The organism is Caballeronia sp. PC1 (assembly GCF_021353155.1).
GTDB classification, from domain to species: Bacteria; Pseudomonadota; Gammaproteobacteria; order Burkholderiales; family Burkholderiaceae; genus Caballeronia; species Caballeronia cordobensis.
This window is the reverse complement of record NZ_JAJUBH010000001.1, coordinates 2,850,350-2,868,762: the sequence shown is the minus strand read 5'-3', so window position 1 is coordinate 2,868,762 and position 18,413 is coordinate 2,850,350. Positions and strand designations below refer to the sequence as shown.

At 63.5% G+C, this 18,413-nt stretch carries 17 protein-coding genes; 5 read left to right on the top strand and 12 right to left on the bottom strand.

What is annotated here, in order from left to right; genetic code table 11:
* Positions 1-7 precede the first annotated feature (7 nt).
* The 11 genes from flgK to flgB form a co-directional block, all read right to left on the bottom strand.
* On the bottom strand, positions 8-1,951 hold the full coding sequence (gene flgK / locus LY284_RS13680) for a flagellar hook-associated protein FlgK (protein ID WP_233386767.1): 1,944 nt from the start codon (positions 1,949-1,951) through the stop codon (positions 8-10).
* 816 nt (positions 1,952-2,767) lie between these two features.
* Positions 2,768-3,520 (bottom strand): flagellar brake protein, encoded by a 753-nt coding sequence (locus LY284_RS13675; RefSeq protein WP_041731201.1) that lies wholly within the window; start codon positions 3,518-3,520, stop codon positions 2,768-2,770.
* 282 nt (positions 3,521-3,802) lie between these two features.
* Positions 3,803-4,858 carry a flagellar assembly peptidoglycan hydrolase FlgJ gene (gene flgJ, locus LY284_RS13670; protein ID WP_200826395.1) on the bottom strand — a complete coding sequence of 352 codons (1,056 nt, stop codon included), beginning with the start codon at positions 4,856-4,858 and terminating at the stop codon, positions 3,803-3,805.
* 16 nt (positions 4,859-4,874) lie between these two features.
* Positions 4,875-6,002 (bottom strand): flagellar basal body P-ring protein FlgI, encoded by a 1,128-nt coding sequence (locus LY284_RS13665; RefSeq protein ID WP_041730821.1) that lies wholly within the window; start codon positions 6,000-6,002, stop codon positions 4,875-4,877.
* A gap of 2 nt (positions 6,003-6,004) precedes the next feature.
* Complete coding sequence (locus LY284_RS13660) at positions 6,005-6,688, bottom strand: flagellar basal body L-ring protein FlgH (protein WP_053567163.1); 684 nt, start codon at positions 6,686-6,688, stop codon at positions 6,005-6,007.
* A gap of 75 nt (positions 6,689-6,763) precedes the next feature.
* Positions 6,764-7,552 (bottom strand): flagellar basal-body rod protein FlgG, encoded by a 789-nt coding sequence (gene flgG / locus LY284_RS13655; protein WP_014192636.1) that lies wholly within the window; start codon positions 7,550-7,552, stop codon positions 6,764-6,766.
* 36 nt (positions 7,553-7,588) lie between these two features.
* The gene (gene flgF, locus LY284_RS13650) at positions 7,589-8,341 is read right to left on the bottom strand and encodes a flagellar basal-body rod protein FlgF (protein WP_233386765.1); all 753 of its coding nucleotides are present in this window, start codon (positions 8,339-8,341) and stop codon (positions 7,589-7,591) included.
* A gap of 34 nt (positions 8,342-8,375) precedes the next feature.
* The gene (flgE, locus tag LY284_RS13645) at positions 8,376-9,593 is read right to left on the bottom strand and encodes a flagellar hook protein FlgE (RefSeq protein WP_014192638.1); all 1,218 of its coding nucleotides are present in this window, start codon (positions 9,591-9,593) and stop codon (positions 8,376-8,378) included.
* A gap of 45 nt (positions 9,594-9,638) precedes the next feature.
* Entirely contained in the window at positions 9,639-10,361 is a 723-nt protein-coding gene (locus LY284_RS13640) for a flagellar hook assembly protein FlgD (RefSeq protein ID WP_014192639.1), read from the bottom strand.
* Positions 10,362-10,384: 23 nt separating this feature from the next.
* Positions 10,385-10,810 carry a flagellar basal body rod protein FlgC gene (gene flgC, locus LY284_RS13635; RefSeq protein ID WP_014192640.1) on the bottom strand — a complete coding sequence of 142 codons (426 nt, stop codon included), beginning with the start codon at positions 10,808-10,810 and terminating at the stop codon, positions 10,385-10,387.
* A gap of 17 nt (positions 10,811-10,827) precedes the next feature.
* The gene (gene flgB / locus LY284_RS13630; RefSeq protein ID WP_233386763.1) at positions 10,828-11,307 is read right to left on the bottom strand and encodes a flagellar basal body rod protein FlgB; all 480 of its coding nucleotides are present in this window, start codon (positions 11,305-11,307) and stop codon (positions 10,828-10,830) included.
* A 212-nt stretch (positions 11,308-11,519) separates the two neighbouring features.
* Between flgB and flgA the strand changes: the two genes are divergently transcribed.
* The 5 genes from flgA to flhA all read left to right on the top strand — a co-directional run bounded on the left by flgA (position 11,520) and on the right by flhA (position 17,342).
* Positions 11,520-12,785 (top strand): flagellar basal body P-ring formation chaperone FlgA, encoded by a 1,266-nt coding sequence (gene flgA, locus LY284_RS13625; RefSeq protein WP_233386762.1) that lies wholly within the window; start codon positions 11,520-11,522, stop codon positions 12,783-12,785.
* Between the two features lie 181 nt (positions 12,786-12,966).
* Positions 12,967-13,293, top strand: coding sequence for a flagellar biosynthesis anti-sigma factor FlgM (gene flgM / locus LY284_RS13620; protein ID WP_014192643.1), 327 nt, complete (start codon positions 12,967-12,969; stop codon positions 13,291-13,293).
* Positions 13,294-13,384: 91 nt separating this feature from the next.
* Positions 13,385-13,819: a flagella synthesis protein FlgN gene (locus tag LY284_RS13615; RefSeq protein ID WP_053567165.1), complete on the top strand. Its 435-nt coding sequence runs from the start codon at positions 13,385-13,387 to the stop codon at positions 13,817-13,819.
* A gap of 212 nt (positions 13,820-14,031) precedes the next feature.
* A complete protein-coding gene (flhB, locus tag LY284_RS13610) occupies positions 14,032-15,240 on the top strand; it encodes a flagellar biosynthesis protein FlhB (protein ID WP_077157689.1) in 1,209 nt (402 codons plus the stop codon).
* A complete protein-coding gene (gene flhA, locus LY284_RS13605; protein ID WP_014192646.1) occupies positions 15,237-17,342 on the top strand; it encodes a flagellar biosynthesis protein FlhA in 2,106 nt (701 codons plus the stop codon). Before flhB ends, flhA begins: the two co-directional genes overlap by 4 nt.
* Here the strand turns inward: flhA and LY284_RS13600 are convergent, their stop codons facing one another.
* Complete coding sequence (locus LY284_RS13600; RefSeq protein ID WP_233386760.1) at positions 17,343-18,332, bottom strand: hypothetical protein; 990 nt, start codon at positions 18,330-18,332, stop codon at positions 17,343-17,345.
* Positions 18,333-18,413: the final 81 nt, after the last annotated feature.

Here is an 18,413-nt window from a genome sequence, read left to right as displayed (position 1 = left end):
TTTAGCCTCAGTTGAACATGCCGAGCAGCGACTGGAACAGCGTCGAGGCGGTCTGAATCACCTTGCTGTTCGCTTGATAGAGCTGCTGATACTGAATCAGATTGGCCGCTTCCTCGTTCAGGTTCACGCCCTGAACCGATTGCTGCGCCGACGTGGCCTGCGTGAGCAGCGCGTTTTGCGCCGTGCTCGTCGCCTTGAGCTGGTTGGTCGTGTTGCCGATCGTGTTGATGTAGCTCGCGTACGAACTCGTCAGCGTTTCGGTGCCGCCGCTGAGCGACTTGGCGGAAACCAGATTCGCCATGGCGAGCGCGTTGCTGCCGTCGCTCGTGCCGCCCTTGTTCTGCGCGATGGTGAACTTGTCGCCGTCCTTCGGCGTGCCGCTGATGGTCGCCGACACGCCATCGCCCTGAACGGTCATGCCCTTCGACGCATCGTAGGGAATCGTCGTGCCGGCGGTATAGGCCGTTCCGTTCACGGTGACGTCCACGTCCGACGTGAAGCCGTTCGCCGTTGCGTCGTACTTCAGGTTGATGTCGGATGCGAGCGGGCTTTTCGTCACCGTCGCCGATGAAATCGCTGCCGTGCCCGTGTTCGTGCTCGCCGCCGACGTCACCGCGGGCGATGCCGCCGCGATCGCCGCGCCGTTGCTCGTCGCGAGCTTGAAGTTATCGAGCGCGCCGCGCGTGGGCTGGATCGAGAACGAGTCGCCCTTCGCCACGTCGGTCAGCGCGGACACGTCGATGTTCAGGCCGCCGATCGTCTTGTTCGTCTCCGTCGCCGGATCGATGGTGCCGAGCGTCTGGCCGCTCGCCGGGTCCGTCACGTTGAACTTGCTGCCGTCGTACGTGACGGTGAAATCGTTGGCGGGCGGTTGCGTGCCGTCGACGATCGTCGCCGTCGGCACGTGCGTACCCTTGTTGCGCGCGTTGGCCAGAATGTTCGGATTGCTCGTCGTGAACAACTGGCCGCCCTTCTGGCCGTTCAGATCGAGTCCGAGCGCGTTCTGACCGTTCAACTGATTGGCGAAGCTCGTTGCGATGGCGCCGAGTTGCGCCTGCGCAGGATCGAGCGTTTGCGTGCGGAAATCGATGAGACCACCGATCACACCGCCCGTGAGCGCCGAGTTCTCGATGTATTGCGTCGTCGCGGGCGTTTGCACGCTGCCATCGCGATTCTGGAACGCGACGGTAAGTTCGCTCGGATCGGACGCCGAAGGCACCGTCTGCAGCCCGTACTGCGTATTGCCGACGACGAGCGGCTGCCCGTTGCCGATGAACACGTTGTAGTTGCCGTCCTGCTGCACGACCTGCACGCCGATCACCGAGCTCAGGTTCGAGACGAGTTGATCGCGCTGATCGAGCAACTGGTTCGGCTGCTGGCCGCCCGCGCTGGCGATGTTGATCTGCTTGTTGAGATCGGCGATTTGCTGCGAGTAGCTGTTGATCTGCGAGACGGCGCTCGTCAGTTGCGTGTTGACGCTTTGGCGCAACTGATCGTATTGCTGGCCTGCGGAGTTGATCTGATCGGCGAGCGTCTGCGCGTTGCTCATCAGCGATTGCCGCGCGGCCGTGCTGCTCGCCGAATTCGCCACCGATTGCAGGCCGGAGAAGTAATTCGTGATGCCTTGCGCGATGCCTTTGGTCGGATCGCCGACGAGGTTGTTCAGTTGCGAGATCAGCGAGTAGTACGTGTTCGCGGCGCTGCTCGACGCTTGCGTGTTGTTGACTTGCGTCGTGAGGTACTGGCTGTACTGGCGCGTTACGGTGACGGCCTGCACGCCGCTGCCGAGATAGCCCGAGCCCGTGAATTGGCCCGATGCTTCCTGGTACGAGACCTTTTCGAGCGTATAGCCCGGCGTCGCGGCGTTGCTGATGTTTTGCCCCGTCGTCGTCAGGCCCCATTGGGCCGCATTCAGACCGGAAAGACCAATGCTGAAGATGTTATTGGACATGCGTGAATCCTGGTGAAGGCGGCGCGGCCGCTTGGCTTGATTCGTATATCGGCGGATTTGCGGGGAAGTTGAGGTGTTTGCGCCCCGCGGTGGGGGTTTGTTTTTTTAGGGCGGTTGTTGCGATGAGGCCATTATGGGCGGGTTCGGGGGTTGCTATTGGCCGAAATACCTGGGGTTTTGGTGCCTTTTTCGCCGGATCCCGTAATCGTGTTGGTTTATTAGCACTGCCCCTCCCCGGGGCGGGGGTAACTTTCTTTGCTGCTGCAAAGAAAGTCACCAAAGAAAGCAGCTTTCTCACCGCCCGCGGTCACACGCACGTTGGCCACTCTTCTCCTCGGGGAACGGCCCTCGCCTAAAGAGTGCCCTCGAAGGACTAATCGGGCTTGGATCGCGCACGGTCTGACAAACCATAACTTTTAGCGCGCTGGTTCAGCACAAAATTGCTTCGGCACAGCGCTGCGCGCTGCCGCTGGGTATGCGGGGGAAACCAACGGGACACGAATGCGCACGCGAACCCGATAAGCCGGTCGGCCGCGAAGCGGGCCGGAGCTTGAAATGGCTGTACCAGTTTGTTGTGTGGTGCGATGTGACGGACCGTGCGCGATCCAAGCCCGACGGGTCCTATGGGGGCGACACTTAGGCGAGTGCCGCCTTGGAGGAGAAGAGTGGCCAAACTGCGTGTGACCGCGGGCGGTGACGAAGCTGCTTTATTTGGTGACTTTCTTTGCAGCAGCAAAGAAAGTTACCCCCGCCCCGGGGAGGGGCAGTGCTAATAGACCGACATGAAAACGGGATCCAACGAAAAGCAAAAAACCCTTACTTCGCCAAAGACCGCCTCTTCATCTCAAGCTGAGTAATCAACCGCTGGAGAGTATTCTCCGCCGACCCCGGCATAGCAACAAACTTGAACCCGATCGTATACCTACGATCCCCTTTCGCAGTAGTCGATTCCCGATGCGAAACCAGCATCATATCCACCGTAATCCTGCCATTCGCGCTGAAATGCAACTCAGCGTCCTGCACCACGATGCCCATCTCGAGATTCGCCACACGCTCATCCATCGTGCGCAACGCCACGCCGCCGAGCGAAAGATCATGCACTTCGAAGCGGAACCGCTCGCCATCCGGCAACGAGCCCGTACACATGTAAGGATCGAGCACCGGCGCCTCGACGCGGAAATACTCGCGCCGCTGCATGTAATACAACACCGGCGGAAACTCGGCCTCGAACGCCGGACGCCCGTCGAACGCCGTCTCGCGCGGCGTGGGCGTCGTGAACTCCACGCGCACGCCGTCCGGCGCCGCGTTGAAAATGAGCCTCTGCGAAGCCAGCACGCCACGGTTCTGCTCCGCCACGCCGCCCCAGTCGAAAGTGAACCGGTGCGCCGTCACATCGACGTCGAGCAAACGCGTGACGATCTGCCCGTCGCCATATTGCGCCGTCAGAAAATCGCCGCGGTTCGCGAGATTGCGCAGCGCCACGCCGATTTCCAGCGGATTGCGCCGGCCGAAATCCACGATCGGCGCGATATCGTCGTCGGCAACGTCATGCTTGTGATTGGTGTTCATGGTGCTAGCCGTATTCATTGTGCCCGCGCGCCCGCCCACTTCCCCGAACGTCGCGCGTCGATCCGAACCCGCATGGGTCCGGCACTTCGATTATTCAGGTTAGCGGCATGCCTCTTTGAAAGTTTAGGGTCCGCGTGCGTAAAAAGTATGTGGTGCGCCGTCCCGAACGACGTAAAACGTTTGCTGCCGTATAAACGTCCGGGCAACGCGCCCGCGATGCCGTCATCAGCAAATTCGCGGCCGCAAACATCGGCTGTTTGGGAAACGGCGCGCACGTCTTCGTCAGACGATCTGGCGCATGATCGAGATGAGCTTCTTCGCGTACTGCGGATCGGTCGCGTAGCCCGCCTTCTGCATGCCGTGCGCAAAGCCCGCGACATCGCGCGAAGCCTGAATCACCGGCGCATAGCGCGGATTGTTCTTGATGACGCTCGCGTAGTCGGTCAGCGCTTCTTCGTAGGAATCGTAAGCGCGGAACTTCTCCACGACCTTCTGCGGCCTGCCGTTGACGTATTCCGTCGTGACGGAATTCACCGTCTTGCCGCCCCAGTCTTTCGTGGCCTTGATGCCGAAGATGTTGTGGCTCGTCGCACCGTTCGCGTGCTTGATCTCGCGCTTGCCCCAGCCCGATTCGAGCGCCGCCTGACCGATAATGAAGCGCGCCGGAATGCCCGTCGCCGCGCTCGCGGACTGCGCCGGCACGGCGAGCCGGTCGACGAACGCGTTGACCTTGTCCGAGCCGTTGCCGCGCACGGGCGGCTCCAGCGAATCCGCCGCCGTGTAGCCCTTGCCCGCCAGCGCGCTGCTCTTGTTGGCCTGCGCCGCCGCGTAGGCCTTCGCCATCGCGTTCATCGCGGCGAGGTTGCCGGCGTTCGCATCGAGGTCGCCGCTGCCGCCCGCCATGCCGCCGAGCGCCTGCATCGCGTTCATCGTGCCGAGCCCGCCTGCGCCGCCCTTCGAGTCCGTGCCGGTCTGCGCGCCGGCGTTGCGCATGAGCTGCTTCAGCATCATGTCCGCGACGCCGATGCCCTTCGACGACATCTGCTGCGACAACTGCTGATCGAGCATCGACGTGAACGACTTCGTATCGTTCGATTCGAACGGACTGTCCGAAGGCGTCGCGTCGCGCATGCTCTTCAACATCATTTGCGTGAAAACGGCGTCGAACTGCTTCGCCGCTTCCTTCAGCCCTTGCTGCGGATTCGCGCCGGCCTGCGCGCGCAAGGCGTCGAAGCCCTGCGTATCGAGCGCGAAACGGTTCGACAGGCCCGAGAAACCGCTCGTCGTATCGGTCGATGCCAGCGCGGTGCCGGCGATTCCGTTCGTGGTCGAGTTCATGGGTTTTTATAGGTTCTTAGATGATTTCGAGGTCGGCGCGCAGCGCACCCGCGGCCTTCATCGACTGAAGGATCGAGATGAGATCCGCCGGCGTCGCGCCGAGCGCATTGAGCGCCTTCACGACATCCGCGAGGTTTGCACCGGCGGAGAGCATCTTGAGCGCGCCGCTGTCCTGCTTCAGTTGGATCGACGACTCCTTCGCCGCGACGGTCTGCCCGTTCGAGAACGCGCCCGGCTGGCTCACCGCCGTCTTCGTGTTGATGACGACCGACAAATTGCCGTGCGCAACGGCGCAGTTCTGCAGCGTGACCATCTGGTTCATCACGATGGAGCCGGTGCGCGCGTTCAGGATCACCTTGGCGGCGGCCTGCGCCGGACGCACGTCGATGTTCTGCAACTGCGCCATGAACGACACCTGCTCGCTCGCGTCCTGCGGCGCGCGAAGCTGGATGGTGCGGCCGTCGAGCGCGAGCGCCGTGCCCATGCCGAACTGGTTGTTCACCGCCGCGACAATGCGCTGCGTCGTGTCGAAATCCATCTCGCGCAGTTCCATCTGCATGACGCCGCCTTGCTGCTGCAACGCCGAAGGCACCGCGCGCTCGACGATCGCGCCCGCCGAAATGCGGCCCACCGCGAGCTGATTGACCTGCACCTTGCTGCCGTTCGCGCTCGCGCCCGCGCCGCCGACGACGAGGTTGCCCTGCGCCATCGCGTATACCTGGCCGTCCGCGCCCTTGAGCGGCGACATGAGCAGCGTGCCGCCGCGCAGGCTCTTTGCGTTGCCGAGCGACGAAACGGTGACGTCGATCGCCTCGCCGGGGCGCGCGAACGGCGGCAGCGTCGCCGTGACCATCACGGCCGCGACGTTCTTCAACTGCATGTTCTGCGTCGTCGCCGAATTCACCGTGATGCCGAGGTTGCCGAGCATGTTGGTGAGCGATTGCGTCGTGAACGGCGTCTGCATCGTCTGGTCGCCGGTGCCGTCGAGACCGACGACGAGGCCGTAGCCGATCAGCGGATTGTCACGCACGCCCTGGAACGAGACGAGGTCTTTCAGACGCTCGGCGTGAGCGTGCGGCGCGGAGCCGATGGCAACCAGCGCGGCCGCGAGCGAGAACGAAACGAAACGGAGAAGCGGATTCATGATCAGAACGGCGCGACGTTGAGGAAGAAGCGCTGCAGCCAGCCCATGTTCTGCGCTTCGTCGATGTAACCCTTCGCCGAGTATTCGATCTTCGCGTCGGCGACTTGCGTGGAGAACACGGTATTGGTGCCCGAAATGGTCGTCGGGTTGACGACGCCCGAGAAGCGCACGAATTCGTTGCCCTGGTTGATGAGCATCTGCTTTTCGCCGCTCACCATCAGGTTGCCGTTGGGCAGAACGTCCGTGACGGTGACGGTCAGCGTGCCGCTGAACGTGTTGGCCGCGCTCGCGCCGCCCGCCGCGGCGAACTTGTTCGCGCCCGTCGCGGACAGGTTCGTGTTGTTGAAGAGGCCGCCGAAAATGCCCGGCGTCGTCGGCACCGCGAACGAGCCGTTGCCGGCGCGGTTGGTGTTCGCCGCCGACGACTTCGTCGCGTTGACGTTTTCCGAAATCACGATGGTCAGGATGTCGCCCACGTTGCGCGGACGCTGGTCTTCGAAGAGCGGCCGGCCGGCGTAGCCCGCGTTGTAGATCGCGCCGGGCGAGCGCGTGCCGACAGGCGGCTGCGGCGGACGCGCGGTCATCGGCTGCTGGACGATCGGCTCTTTCGGCACGAGGCCGCACGCGGCCGTCGCTGCGATGAGCGCCGCGATCGAAGCGCGCGAAAGAATGTGAGTAAGCGACATCGTGATAACTCGTTTGAAGCGAATGAGGCGTCAGTGTGACGCCATCCGCTTAATTCCCATCCGTCGAATAGAGGGTTAAACCTGCATCTGCGAGAGCGTCTGCAGCATCTGGTCGGACGTCGTAACGGCCTTGCTGTTGATTTCGTACGCGCGCTGGGTCTGGATCATGTTGACCAGTTCCTGCACGACGTTCACGTTCGAGGCTTCCACATAACCCTGTTGCAGCGAGCCCGCGCCATTGAGACCCGGCTGCGACACGTTCGGCGCGCCCGAGCTGCCCGTTTCGGAGAAGAGGTTTTCGCCGCGCGCTTCGAGACCGGCCGGGTTGATGAAGGTCGCGAGCTGAACCGCGCCGACCGTCGTGCTGGCCGAGCTGCCCTGCTGCGTGATCGACACCGTGCCGTCCGAACCGATGGTGATCCCCGTCGCGTTCTGCGGAATCGTGATCGCCGGATTGAGCTGATAGCCGCTCGACGTGACGAGCTGGCCCTGCGCGTTCGTCTGGAACGAGCCGTCGCGCGTGTAGGCGGTCGTGCCGTCGGGCATCGTCACCTGAAAGAAGCCCTGGCCGTTGATCGCGACGTCCTTCGAGTTGCCGGTCTGCTGCAAATTGCCTTGCGTGTACAGGCGCTCCGTCGCGACCTGCTGCACGCCCGTGCCGAGCTGCACACCCGAGGCAAGCTCGGTCTGCTGCGTCGAGTTCGCGCCCGGCTGGCGCGTGGTCTGATACAGCAGATCCTCGAACACCGCGCGCGAACCCTTGAAGCCGTTCGTGCCGACGTTGGCGAGGTTGTTCGAGATCACGTCCATCTGCGCTTGCTGCGCATTCATGCCGGTCGCGGCGATGTAAAGAGAGCGATTCATGTTCTTGCGTTTCCTGAGTGTCTGTTGCGTCGCCGCTTAGGAGAAGTTCAGCAGCTTGTTGGCCGATTGTTCGTTCTGGTCCGCCGATTCCATCAGCTTCGTCTGCATCTGGAACTGACGCGCGTTGGTGATCATCGAGACCATCGCGGCAACCGGATTCACGTTGCTGCCTTCGAGCGCGCCGCCCGCCACGACAACGTTCGGGTCCGCATCGGCGGGGTCGCCGGTCGCGGTGCGAAAGAGGCCGTCGTCGCCGCGCGTCAGGCTCGCCGGATCGGGATTCACGAGCTTGAGTTGATCCACGACCGCGATCGCCGTCGGCGGGTCGCCCGGGATCAGCGCGGAGATCGTGCCGTCCTTGCCGATCGTGACTTCCGCGCCCGGCGGAATCGACAGCGGGCCGCCGCTGCCGAGCACCGGCAGGTTGCTCGCGTTGACGAGCTGACCGTTCTGATCGACATGCAGGTTGCCCGCGCGCGTGTACGCCTCGCTGCCGTCCGCGGCCTGCACGGAGAGCCAGCCGGGGCCTTGCACGGCCACGTCCAGCGGATTGCCGGTCTGCTGGATCGGGCCCGCGGAGTAGTCCGCGTTCGGCGTCGAGGAGAGCACGAAAGTGCGCGTCGTGCCATCGGCGGACTGGTTCTCGAACGACATCGGCACCTGGCGGAACGCCGCGAGCTGCGCCTTGAAACCCGTGGTCGACGTGTTGGCGAGGTTGTTCGCCACGACGGCCTGCTGTTCGAGCGCCTGGCTTGCGCCGGTCATCGCGGTGTAGATCAGACGGTCCATGAATCGCTTCCTTCCCTATGCTTGCGGACGATGCTTACAGATTGATCAGCGTCTGGTCGACGGTCTGCTGCGTCTTGATCGTTTGCGCGTTCGCCTGATAGTTGCGCTGCGCGGTGATCAGATTCACGAGCTCGCTGGTCAGATCGACGTTCGAGTTTTCCACCGCGCCGCCCTGCAGCACGCCGTGGTTGGTCGAGCCCGGCACGGAGACCTGCGCCGCGCCCGAAGCCGCCGTCTGCGCGTACACGTTGCCGCCCAGGTTCTGCAAACCGTTCTGGTTGTTGAAATTGGCGATCGCAATCTGGCCGAGCGCCTTGGTTTCGCCGTTCGAGTAGTTGCCCGTCAGCATGCCGTCCGAGCCGACCGTGAAGCCCGTCAATTCGCCCGTGCTGTTGCCGTCCTGATGCAGGTTCGTGAGGCCGCTCTTCGCGCCGTACTGCGTCGTGCCGGAGAGATCGAGCGTCAGGGATTGCGTCGCGCCGGCGGTCGGGTCCGCGCCGTTCGGGATCGTGAACGTGAAGGTCTTGCCGCTCGTCATGTTGCCCGACGCGTCGAACGTGACCGGGCCGAGATCCGTCTTCTGCGTGACCGGATCGCCGTAGCCCGCGAATGCTTCCCACGTGTTCGTGCTGGACTTCGTGAAGTACACCGACACTTTCTGCGTGCCGCCGAGCGAGTCGTACGCATCGACGGACGTCGACGCGTTGTACGTGTTGCCGTTGCTCGGATCGAAGTCGGCGGCGGCCTTCACGTCGTCCTGCGAATTCAGGTTGAACGCGGCGGTGATCTTCTTGGTCGCGGTCGGCGCGATGTTCGCGGTCGGCACCGTCAGCGGCACCGTGCTCGCGCTGTTGACCACGCCGCCCGAATCCGCCGCGTAGCCCATCAATTGCAGGCCCGACGAGTTGACGATGTTGCCGCTGTTGTCGAGATGGAACACGCCGTTACGCGAGTACACGATCGAACCGTTATTGGACAACTGATAGAAGCCGTTGCCGTTGATCGCGACGTCGAGCGCCTGATTGGTCGTGGTGATCGTGCCCTGCGAGAACTGCTGCTGCACTTCCGCGAGACGCGTGCCGATACCGATCTGATTGCTGACGGCCGTGGCCATCGAGTTCGCGTACATGTCCGCGAATTGCGCCGCGCCCTGCTTGAAGCCAACGGTGTTCGCGTTCGCGATGTTGTTGCCGATCACGTCGAGGTCGCTCGATGCAGCGCCCAGACCGCTCAATGCCTGTTGATAACTCATGTGTCGTTCTCCAGCGAGACCGTGCTCGCCCTGTGGGAATGGGGTTTAAAGAATCGATGCGACGCCGGTGAGCGCCACCGTGGAACCGTTCGAGAGCTTGAGGCCCGGCGCGCCGCCCGGCATCTGCACGACGCTCTGGACCTGAGCAGCCGAAAGGGTCGTCGCGGTCGCCTGCTGGCCGTTGATCGTGCCTTGCGCGCTGATCGTGTAGCTGCCGTCGGCGAGCGTGTTGCCCTTCGAATCGACCGGCTTCCAGCCCGTCACCGGCACGACGCCCGCGCCTTGCGCGCCGAGATCGAGCGTGTTGACGATCTGGCCCGACGCGTTCTTCACGACGATCTGCAGGTCGCTCACGTCGTTCGCCAGTTGCACGCCGAAGCTCGACGATGCACCGCTCGCGACCGTCATCGAATTGCCCGCCGCGAGCACGTTCGAGCCGATGAGCAGCGCGGCCTGCGTCTGCTGGCCGGCGGAAAGCTGCGTCGCGAGCGAAGACAGCGACGTGTTCAACTGGCCGATGCCCGTCACCGTGTTGATCTGCGCGAGCTGCGAAGTCATCTGCGAACTGTCGGCGGGATTGGTCGGATCCTGATTCTTCAACTGCGTCACGAGCAGCGTGAGAAAAGTGTTCTGCAGTTCCGTCGCCGATTGCGCGCCGGTCGCCGAGGTCGACGAAGACGCCGACGCGCTCGATGTGCCGTTCATGGTGTCGAGCAGCGTCTTCGACACGTTCGTGCCGTTGCTGCCGATGGTTGTGCTGGTCGTCACGTTGTGTTCCTTGAATGTCCGAATCAGGTGCCGATGGTCAGGGTCTTGAGCATCAGTTGCTTGGCGGTGTTGAGTGTTTCGACGTTCGCCTGATAGGAACGCGACGCGGAAATCATGTTGACCATTTCCTGCACCGGATCGACGTTCGGCAGCGTCACGTAGCCGTCCGCGTTCGCCGCGGGGTTGCTCGGGTCGTAGCTGGTTTTCATCGGGCTCGGATCGTCGATGACCCCGCTCACCTGCACGCCGCCGACCTGCTGGCCCGACGCGGTGCGCGCGCCGCCGAGCGGATCGACCGCGAACACGACCTGCTTCGCCTTGTACGGCTGGCCGTCCGGGCCGGTGGTGCTGTCCGCGTTCGCCAGGTTCGAAGCGGTGACGTTCAGGCGCTGCGCCTGAGCGGACATCGCCGAGCCGGCGACGTTGAAGATGTTCATCAAAGAGGGCATTTCTTCTCCTAATGCGCTCAGCTATTTGAAGTGATCGCCGAAAGCATCGATTTGATCTGCGAGCTCAGCACCGTCATGCCCGCTTCGAAGTGCAGCGCGTTGTCGGCGAACTGCACGCGCTCGGCATCGAGATCGACCGTGTTGCCGTCGAGCGAAGGCTGATTCGGCACGCGATAGGCGAGCTTGCCGTAGTCGTCGCTCGGGCCGCCCGATGCGGTGAGCGTCGAGGTGCCGGACATATGGCCCTTCGACGTCACGGCCATCGCGCCGCTCGCGCTCACGCTGACCGGCTGCGCCATCTTCAGCGTCGCGTTGTTCGATGCGCCGCCGCCGTGCTTCAGCGCGCCCGCGAGCGCGGTGGAGAAATCGACGTCGCGCGCCTTGTAGCCGGGCGTGTCGGCGTTGGCGATATTCGACGACAGCAATTCCTGCCGGTACGCGCGCACGTCGAGCGCCTCACGGCCAAAAGCGAATTCCTTGTCGAGTCTGTCTAGCATTGCGGTTTCTCCTGTCGGCGCGGCCGAGGGCTTTTTGCATGACACGCATCTTAGGAGCCGCGCACAAGAACTAATCCGACGAATAACCGGGAAACGGGGCCTCTATTCGACGCTTGCCCGTTTCGGCCGATATCTAGAATTCGTTTCGTAGAAGTCGCCGCGTGCTTTCACTGTGTTCGCGGCTCGATCGAATCAGGAATTGGAGAGAAGTGATGAGCAGGTCCGCGAAGCGTGCATCGAACCCTACGGCTCGCGCCGCAGCGACGTTCGCGCGCCGCACGCTGGGCGCGTCGCTGTTCATGGGCGTCGTGTTGAGCGCGCAGGCTCAGCCAGGCGACGGCATGATCGTCATTCCGGGCAACGCGGAGACCAATCCCGCCGCCGCGGCCGATATGGCGCAGAAGCTGAGCGCGGCTCCGGCTCCGGCGGCAACGCGCGCGCCCGCCTCTTTACCCGCCCCGGCGATGCAGTCCGGCTATCGCGCCGCGACGAAAGCCGCCGACGCCGCGATGCGCAACGCCGCACTTGAACTCGAAGCCCGCGCCGACGCCGCCGATGACTCGATGAACGACGCAAGCGGCATGATCGTCATTCCCGGTCCCGGCGATGCGAAGCCTGCGCGCGCTGCCGCGCCCGCGACGTCGGTTGCCTCTGTCGCGCCCGCGCTCGCGAAAGCGCCCGCCGCTTCGGCCTCGCGCGATGTCATGCCCGTCGTCGTGACGCGCGACGATGGCCTCGCCCGCGCGACGAATGCGAAACCGATCGCGGCCAGCCCCGCATCGCCGATGCAGCGTGTCAGCTTCACGCCGTCCGCGGCGGCAGCAGCCTTGCCGCAGCCAGCCGGCGCTGGCGCCGCGATGCAGGACGGCGAATCGATCCGCGTCGCCGCGCTCAATTTTCTGCAGCAGCAGGCCGCGGGCTTGCCGGGCAAGGTCGAGATCGCCGTCACGCCCGTCTTTCCGCGCGGCCTCGCCGCCTGCTCCGCGCTCGATCCGTTCATGCCGACCGGCGCGCGGCTCTGGGGCCGCATGACCGTCGGCGTGCGCTGCGTCGGCGAGCGGCCCTGGACGCTCTATGTCCAGGCGCGCGTGTCGATCAACGCCACTTACTATCAGGCCGCGCGCGCGATCGCGCCGGGCGAAGTGCTGACCAACGCCGATCTCGTCGCCCGCGACGGCGATATCACCGCGATGCCGCAGGCCATCGTCACCGATCCGGCGCAGGCCGTGGGCGCGGTGGCGCTCTCGCGCGTGCCGGCAGGTTTGCCGCTGCGCACCGACATGCTGCGCGCCGCGACTTCCGTGGCGATCGGCCAGAGCGTGCGCGTGGTCGCCGGCGGCTCCGGCTTTTCGATTTCCGCCGAAGGCACCGCGATGAACAATGCCGCGCCCGGCCAGCAGATTCGTGTGAAAACCGCCGCGGGACAGATCATCACCGGTGTCGTGAAAGACGCCCAGACAGTGGAGATTTCGCTGTAAAGGAACCGATGTGTTCGGTCCCCCACGTTTGTTTCATTTTGTTGCAAATGCGCTCGAAGCCCGCCAGATAAGGCTCTCAGCGCGTCAAGCAGATCGAACGGCAGTTGGCAGTCCGCGGGCAGGGTAAAGTTTTCAAGACCCACCGCCGATAAAGGACTCAACACGTTCGGGAATGGACATCGTGAAAATCGAATCGAATAGCAACACCAATCTGGCAAGCCTTCAGGACACCCTCCAGCGCGCGTCGCAGAACGACGCAAAAGGCGCTGCGGGCAACGTGCAACAGTCGGACGCGAATCCGGCGCAGAACTCGACGGTGAGCTTGTCGTCGTTGTCGAGCGACCTGCGCGCATCGAACGGCTCGGACATCGATACGGCGAAAGTCGAATCGATCAAGGCCGCGATCCGCGACGGCAGCCTGAAGATCGACACGAGCAAGATCGCCGACGGCATTCTGAGCACCGCGCGCGACCTGCTGCAAACGAGAACCCCGCCGACCGGCGGCTGAACGCTTCCCCGGCGCGCGACGAGCGCGTGACGGCGAGCGTTCGCGAAACCGGGCGGCTTTTTGAAACCGCTTCTGCTTTAAGAGCGATGCAATGAAAGACGCCCTGCTTGCTACCGTCACCGAAGAAGTCGCCGCTGTTCAGGCCTTCGAAAACCTCCTCGTCGAAGAGGAAAAAGCGCTGATCGCCGCGCAGCCGCTTCCGGCGCTGCCTTCGATCATCGAGAACAAGACCGCGCTGACCGAGCGCATCGCCGTGCTCGAAAAGGCCCGCGACGCGCAGTTGAACGAACTCGGTTTTCCCGGCGGCTTCGTCGGCATGGAAGCCGCAGCCGCGGACGACCGCGCGATCGCCGAGCAATGGGCGCTGCTCACCGCCGCCGCCCGTCGCGCGAAGCAGGGCAACAACAACAACGGCGTGCTGATCCGCACGCGCATGGACTACAACCGCAAGGCGCTCGCCGCATTGCAGGTCGCGCCGTCGAAAAGCGGCTTCTACGGCCCGGACGGTCGCGTGCCGGGCGGCTGAGCGGCACGGAACATCATCGGCGAAACGGCGCGTGCTTCAGGCGAGGCACGCGCCGCTTTTGTTTCCGGCGCTTTCATCTACCGAATAACCCCCTTTTCCCCGGCTTTATCCGCCGATGGCCGCTCGACGCCTTCCGCAATAATCGCTTTCATCAAAAAGCGGCTTCGCGCCGCTTGCAATGGCAAACGATGCGAGCAACGGAGTAAGGTCCGGTGGCAGAAGAAAGCGATCTCGAAAAAACCGAATCAGCGACTCCCAAGCGCCTGGAAAAGGCGCGGGAGGAAGGCCAGGTTGCGCGCTCGCGGGAACTCGCCTCTTTCGCGCTGCTCGCGGCGGGATTTTTCGGCGTGTGGGGCCTGTCGGGGCCGATCAGCCAGCACTTGCAGTCGATTCTGCGCGGCGCGTTCACCTTCAATCACGAAACCGTGCTCGACACGCGCCAGATGATGATCGGCGCGGCGAACGCGAGCAAGGAAGGCTTGTTCGCCGTGCTGCCGGTGCTGCTGCTCTCGGGTTTCGCCGCGCTCGCCGCACCGATGGCGCTCGGCGGCTGGCTCATCACAACGAAGCCGCTCGCGCCGAACTTCGGGCGGCTCAATCCGATCAGCGGCCTCGGCAAGATTTTCTCGATGCAGGGGCCGGTGCAGCTCGGCATGTCGGTGCTAAAGACGGTGGTCGTCGGCGGCCTGGCGGGCTGGGCGATCTGGAGTCGCAAGGCCGAAGTGCTGGGCCTGCTGACCAAACCGCTTTCCCTCGCGCTCGCCGACGCGATGCATTTGATTTTCGTGTGCTGCGGCATGGCGATCGCCGGGCTGTTTCTCGTCGCGGCCGTCGACGTGCCGTATCAGCTGTACTCGCACGCGAAGAAGCTGCGCATGAGCAAGGAAGAAGTGAAGCGCGAGCACAAGGAAAGCGAAGGCGATCCGCACATCAAGGGCAAGATTCGCCAGCAGCAGCGCGCGGCCGCGCGTCGCCGGATGATGCAGGCGATTCCGACCGCCGATGTCATCGTGACGAACCCGACGCACTTCGCCGTCGCGCTGCAGTACACCGACGGCCAGATGCGCGCGCCGAAGGTCGTCGCGAAGGGCGTGAATCTGGTCGCGGCGCGCATCCGCGAACTGGGCCGCGAGCACAACGTGCCGCTGCTCGAAGCGCCGCCGCTCGCGCGTGCGCTGTATCACAACGTCGAGATCAACCGCGAGATTCCGGGCGCGCTGTATGGCGCGGTCGCGCAAGTGCTGGCGTGGGTGTATCAGCTCAAGCGCTACAAAGAAGACGGCGGGATCAAGCCGGACGAACCGTCCGATCTCGACGTGCCGAAGGAACTGGACAAAGGCGGCGTTTCCGACGCCGACGCCGATCGGGAGGCCGCCGAGGCCCTGACCGGCGACAACACTGACAATGGAGCCGCAGCATGAACGCGCGCGCTGGATTTTTCGCCAAACGGCCCGACGCGCTGGGCACGCAGAACCTTCGCGCCTTAGCCGGCCCGATCCTGATCTGCATGATCCTGGGCATGATGATTCTGCCCTTGCCCGCGTTTTTGCTGGATCTGCTGTTCACCTTCAACATCGCGCTGTCGGTGATGGTGCTGCTCGTCAGCATGTACACGCAAAAGCCGCTCGATTTCGCGGCGTTCCCGAGCGTGCTGCTGTTTTCCACGCTGCTGCGCCTTTCGCTGAACGTGGCGTCGACGCGTATCGTGCTGCTCGAAGGCCACACCGGCCCGGATGCCGCCGGTCAGGTGATCGAATCGTTCGGGCACTTTCTCGTCGGCGGAAACTTCGCGGTCGGCATCGTCGTGTTCGTGATTCTGATGATCATCAACTTCATGGTGATCACGAAGGGCGCGGGACGTATCGCGGAAGTCGGCGCGCGCTTCACGCTCGACGCGATGCCCGGCAAGCAGATGGCCATCGATGCGGACCTGAACGCCGGCCTCATCAACGAAGAGACCGCGAAGAAGCGCCGCCAGGCCGTGGCGCAGGAAGCGGAGTTCTACGGTTCGATGGATGGCGCGTCAAAATTCGTGCGCGGCGACGCCATCGCGGGCTTGCTGATCATGGTCATCAACGTGGTGGGCGGGCTGATCGTCGGCATGCTCCAGCACGACATGGACTTTGCGCACGCGGCGACCAATTACACGCTGCTGACGATCGGCGATGGCCTCGTCGCGCAGATTCCGTCGCTCATCATCTCGACGGCGGCGGGCGTGATCGTGTCGCGCGTCGCGACCGAGGAAGACATCGGCACGCAGTTGACCGGCCAGTTGTTCCAGAATCCGCGCGTGCTGATGATTACGGGCGTGATCATCGGCATCATGGGCCTGATTCCGGGCATGCCGCACTTCGCGTTCATGCTGCTCGGCGGCGGTCTCATCTACGCCGCGCGCACGATGAACAAGCGCGCCGAGGCGAAGAAGAAAAGCGCCGTCACCGATGTCACGCCGCTCGCGGCGAGCGCCGCCGCCGCGACGGCCGAGAACGCGGAGGCGAGCTGGGAAGACGTGTCGCTCATCGATCCGCTGGGGCTGGAAGTGGGTTATCGCCTGATTCCGCTCGTCGATCGCAACAGCGATGGTGAACTGCTCAAGCGCATCAAGGGTATTCGCAAGAAATTCGCGCAGGAAATCGGCTTTTTGCCGCCAGTCATTCACATTCGCGACAATCTGGAGTTGCGGCCGAACGGCTATCGCATCGCGCTGAAGGGCGTGGAAGTGGGCGTCGGAGAGGCGTTTCCGGGGCAGTGGCTCGCGATCAATCCGGGGCAGGTTTCGGCCGCGCTGCCGGGCAACCAGACGACCGACCCGGCGTTCGGGCTGCCCGCCGTGTGGATCGACACGAACTTGCGCGAACAGGCTCAGGTGTATGGCTACACCGTGGTCGATGCGAGCACAGTTGTCGCGACGCATTTGAACCATCTCGTCGTGACGCACGCGGCGGAGTTGCTTGGACGTCAGGAAGTGCAGGCGCTGATCGAGCGCATCGGCAAGGACACGCCTTCGCTCACGGACGATCTGGTGCCCAAGGTGCTGTCCCTCACGACGTTGCAGAAGGTGTTGCAGAACCTGCTCGACGAAAGCGTGCCGATTCGCGATATGCGCACGATCCTCGACGCGTTGCAGGAACATGCGCCGCGCATGTCCGATCCGCACGATCTCACCGCAGCGGTGCGTCTCGCGCTGGGCCGTGCGATCACGCAGCAGTGGTATCCGGGCGCCGACGACCTGCAGGTGATGGGCCTCGATCCGACGCTTGAGCGTGTGCTGTCGCAGGCATTGTCGACGGGTGCGAATCCGGGTCTGGAGCCGGGCCTCGCGCAAACGCTGCTGAACTCGACGCAAAACGCGATCATGCGTCAGCAGAATCTGGGCTTACCGCCGGTGTTGCTCGTGCAGCATTCGCTCCGGGCGATGCTCGCGCGGTTCCTGCGCAGAAGCTTGCCGCAGTTGAAGGTGATTTCTTATGCCGAAGTGCCGGATACGCGGAACGTGAAGGTGGTGAATTTGATCGGGGCGTGATTACGCGTCGGCTGATTCCGCTTTATCTTCCGCCGGACCGGAAATGTACAGCCTGACGGGACGGCCTTCCAGGTCCAGATCCGCCCTCGCGAAAAAGCGGAGCGCCTCGCCGAAAAGCATCGCCTGCACGTAGCGATTGTCGGGCCGATTGAAGGCCGGATCGATCACGATGGCGGGTACGCGCTCGGTGTCGCCGTCGAGCGTGACCTTGCATGCGCCGGTCGTCATATCGAACTCCGAAATCACGCCGACATACTGCCTGCTTTCGGACGGCACGACGGCTGCCCGCGAAAACGCGCGCTTGTGGTCCTTGTCCAGCGTCATGAACCGGTCGCCTTCAGCATAGAGATCGATTTGACTGCACGAGCGGTCGATTGGACTGAGCGCCTGGGTTGCGGCGGAGCGGAGGATTTCGGCGAGTTTGTCGATGAGCGACACCAGCTTGTCAGCCATGCCGACGACGCTCTCGGTGTTCGCCTGATTGTTTCGCAACGCCATCTGCAATGCATCGTGGACGTGTTGCAGGCTTTCGCTGGCGTATTGGGTCTGATTCTGATCGCGTCGAGCGAATTCCTCGTCGCGCCGGGACATTTCCTGATCGCGCCGTGACAATATTTCGTTGACGTATTTCATTTGATCTTGCTCGCGTCGAGACAATACGTACTGAACCACGACAGCAAGCACGGCCCCAAACGCGCCGGACCATAGTTCCTTGCTAGTCGCCATGCTTTTCACCATTGCCAGGACTTCGAAGCAACGATGTTCCATGACGGGCGAGCACACCACGCGGACATCGAGCGCTTCGAGATTCGTGTTGAGTCTGCCCGTCAGCAACGCATTGGAGCACAACGCGAAGATGCGTGCTAAGCCCCGAATGGATTGTCCGAGCTGATTCAGATCAATCTCATGCGACGCGGCGTCGTTGCCTTCATACCGCACGCTGATGGTGGAGAGACAATGCCACTGTGCTGTTCCGACGACGCCAAGCATGGCTTATTCCTTGAGATGAACAATATCGTCATCCTAAGCAATGATTCGCGCGCCGGAAATCGGCCGGATGGACGACTTGCG

What these genes read in the sequence shown, in the direction of transcription:
- LY284_RS13675 (WP_041731201.1), bottom strand. Translation starts at nt 3,520, where the DNA reads ATGAACACCAATCACAAGCATGACGTTGCCGACGACGATATCGCGCCG.
- flhA (WP_014192646.1), top strand. Translation starts at nt 15,237, where the DNA reads ATGAACGCGCGCGCTGGATTTTTCGCCAAACGGCCCGACGCGCTGGGC.
- flgF (WP_233386765.1), bottom strand. Translation starts at nt 8,341, where the DNA reads ATGGACCGTCTGATCTACACCGCGATGACCGGCGCAAGCCAGGCGCTC.
- LY284_RS13660 (WP_053567163.1), bottom strand. Translation starts at nt 6,688, where the DNA reads ATGTCGCTTACTCACATTCTTTCGCGCGCTTCGATCGCGGCGCTCATC.
- LY284_RS13615 (WP_053567165.1), top strand. Translation starts at nt 13,385, where the DNA reads ATGAAAGACGCCCTGCTTGCTACCGTCACCGAAGAAGTCGCCGCTGTT.
- LY284_RS13665 (WP_041730821.1), bottom strand. Translation starts at nt 6,002, where the DNA reads ATGAATCCGCTTCTCCGTTTCGTTTCGTTCTCGCTCGCGGCCGCGCTG.
- flgE (WP_014192638.1), bottom strand. Translation starts at nt 9,593, where the DNA reads ATGAGTTATCAACAGGCATTGAGCGGTCTGGGCGCTGCATCGAGCGAC.
- LY284_RS13600 (WP_233386760.1), bottom strand. Translation starts at nt 18,332, where the DNA reads ATGCTTGGCGTCGTCGGAACAGCACAGTGGCATTGTCTCTCCACCATC.
- flgJ (WP_200826395.1), bottom strand. Translation starts at nt 4,858, where the DNA reads ATGAACTCGACCACGAACGGAATCGCCGGCACCGCGCTGGCATCGACC.
- flgB (WP_233386763.1), bottom strand. Translation starts at nt 11,307, where the DNA reads ATGCTAGACAGACTCGACAAGGAATTCGCTTTTGGCCGTGAGGCGCTC.
- flgK (WP_233386767.1), bottom strand. Translation starts at nt 1,951, where the DNA reads ATGTCCAATAACATCTTCAGCATTGGTCTTTCCGGTCTGAATGCGGCC.
- flgC (WP_014192640.1), bottom strand. Translation starts at nt 10,810, where the DNA reads ATGCCCTCTTTGATGAACATCTTCAACGTCGCCGGCTCGGCGATGTCC.
- flgG (WP_014192636.1), bottom strand. Translation starts at nt 7,552, where the DNA reads ATGAATCGCTCTCTTTACATCGCCGCGACCGGCATGAATGCGCAGCAA.
- flgA (WP_233386762.1), top strand. Translation starts at nt 11,520, where the DNA reads ATGAGCAGGTCCGCGAAGCGTGCATCGAACCCTACGGCTCGCGCCGCA.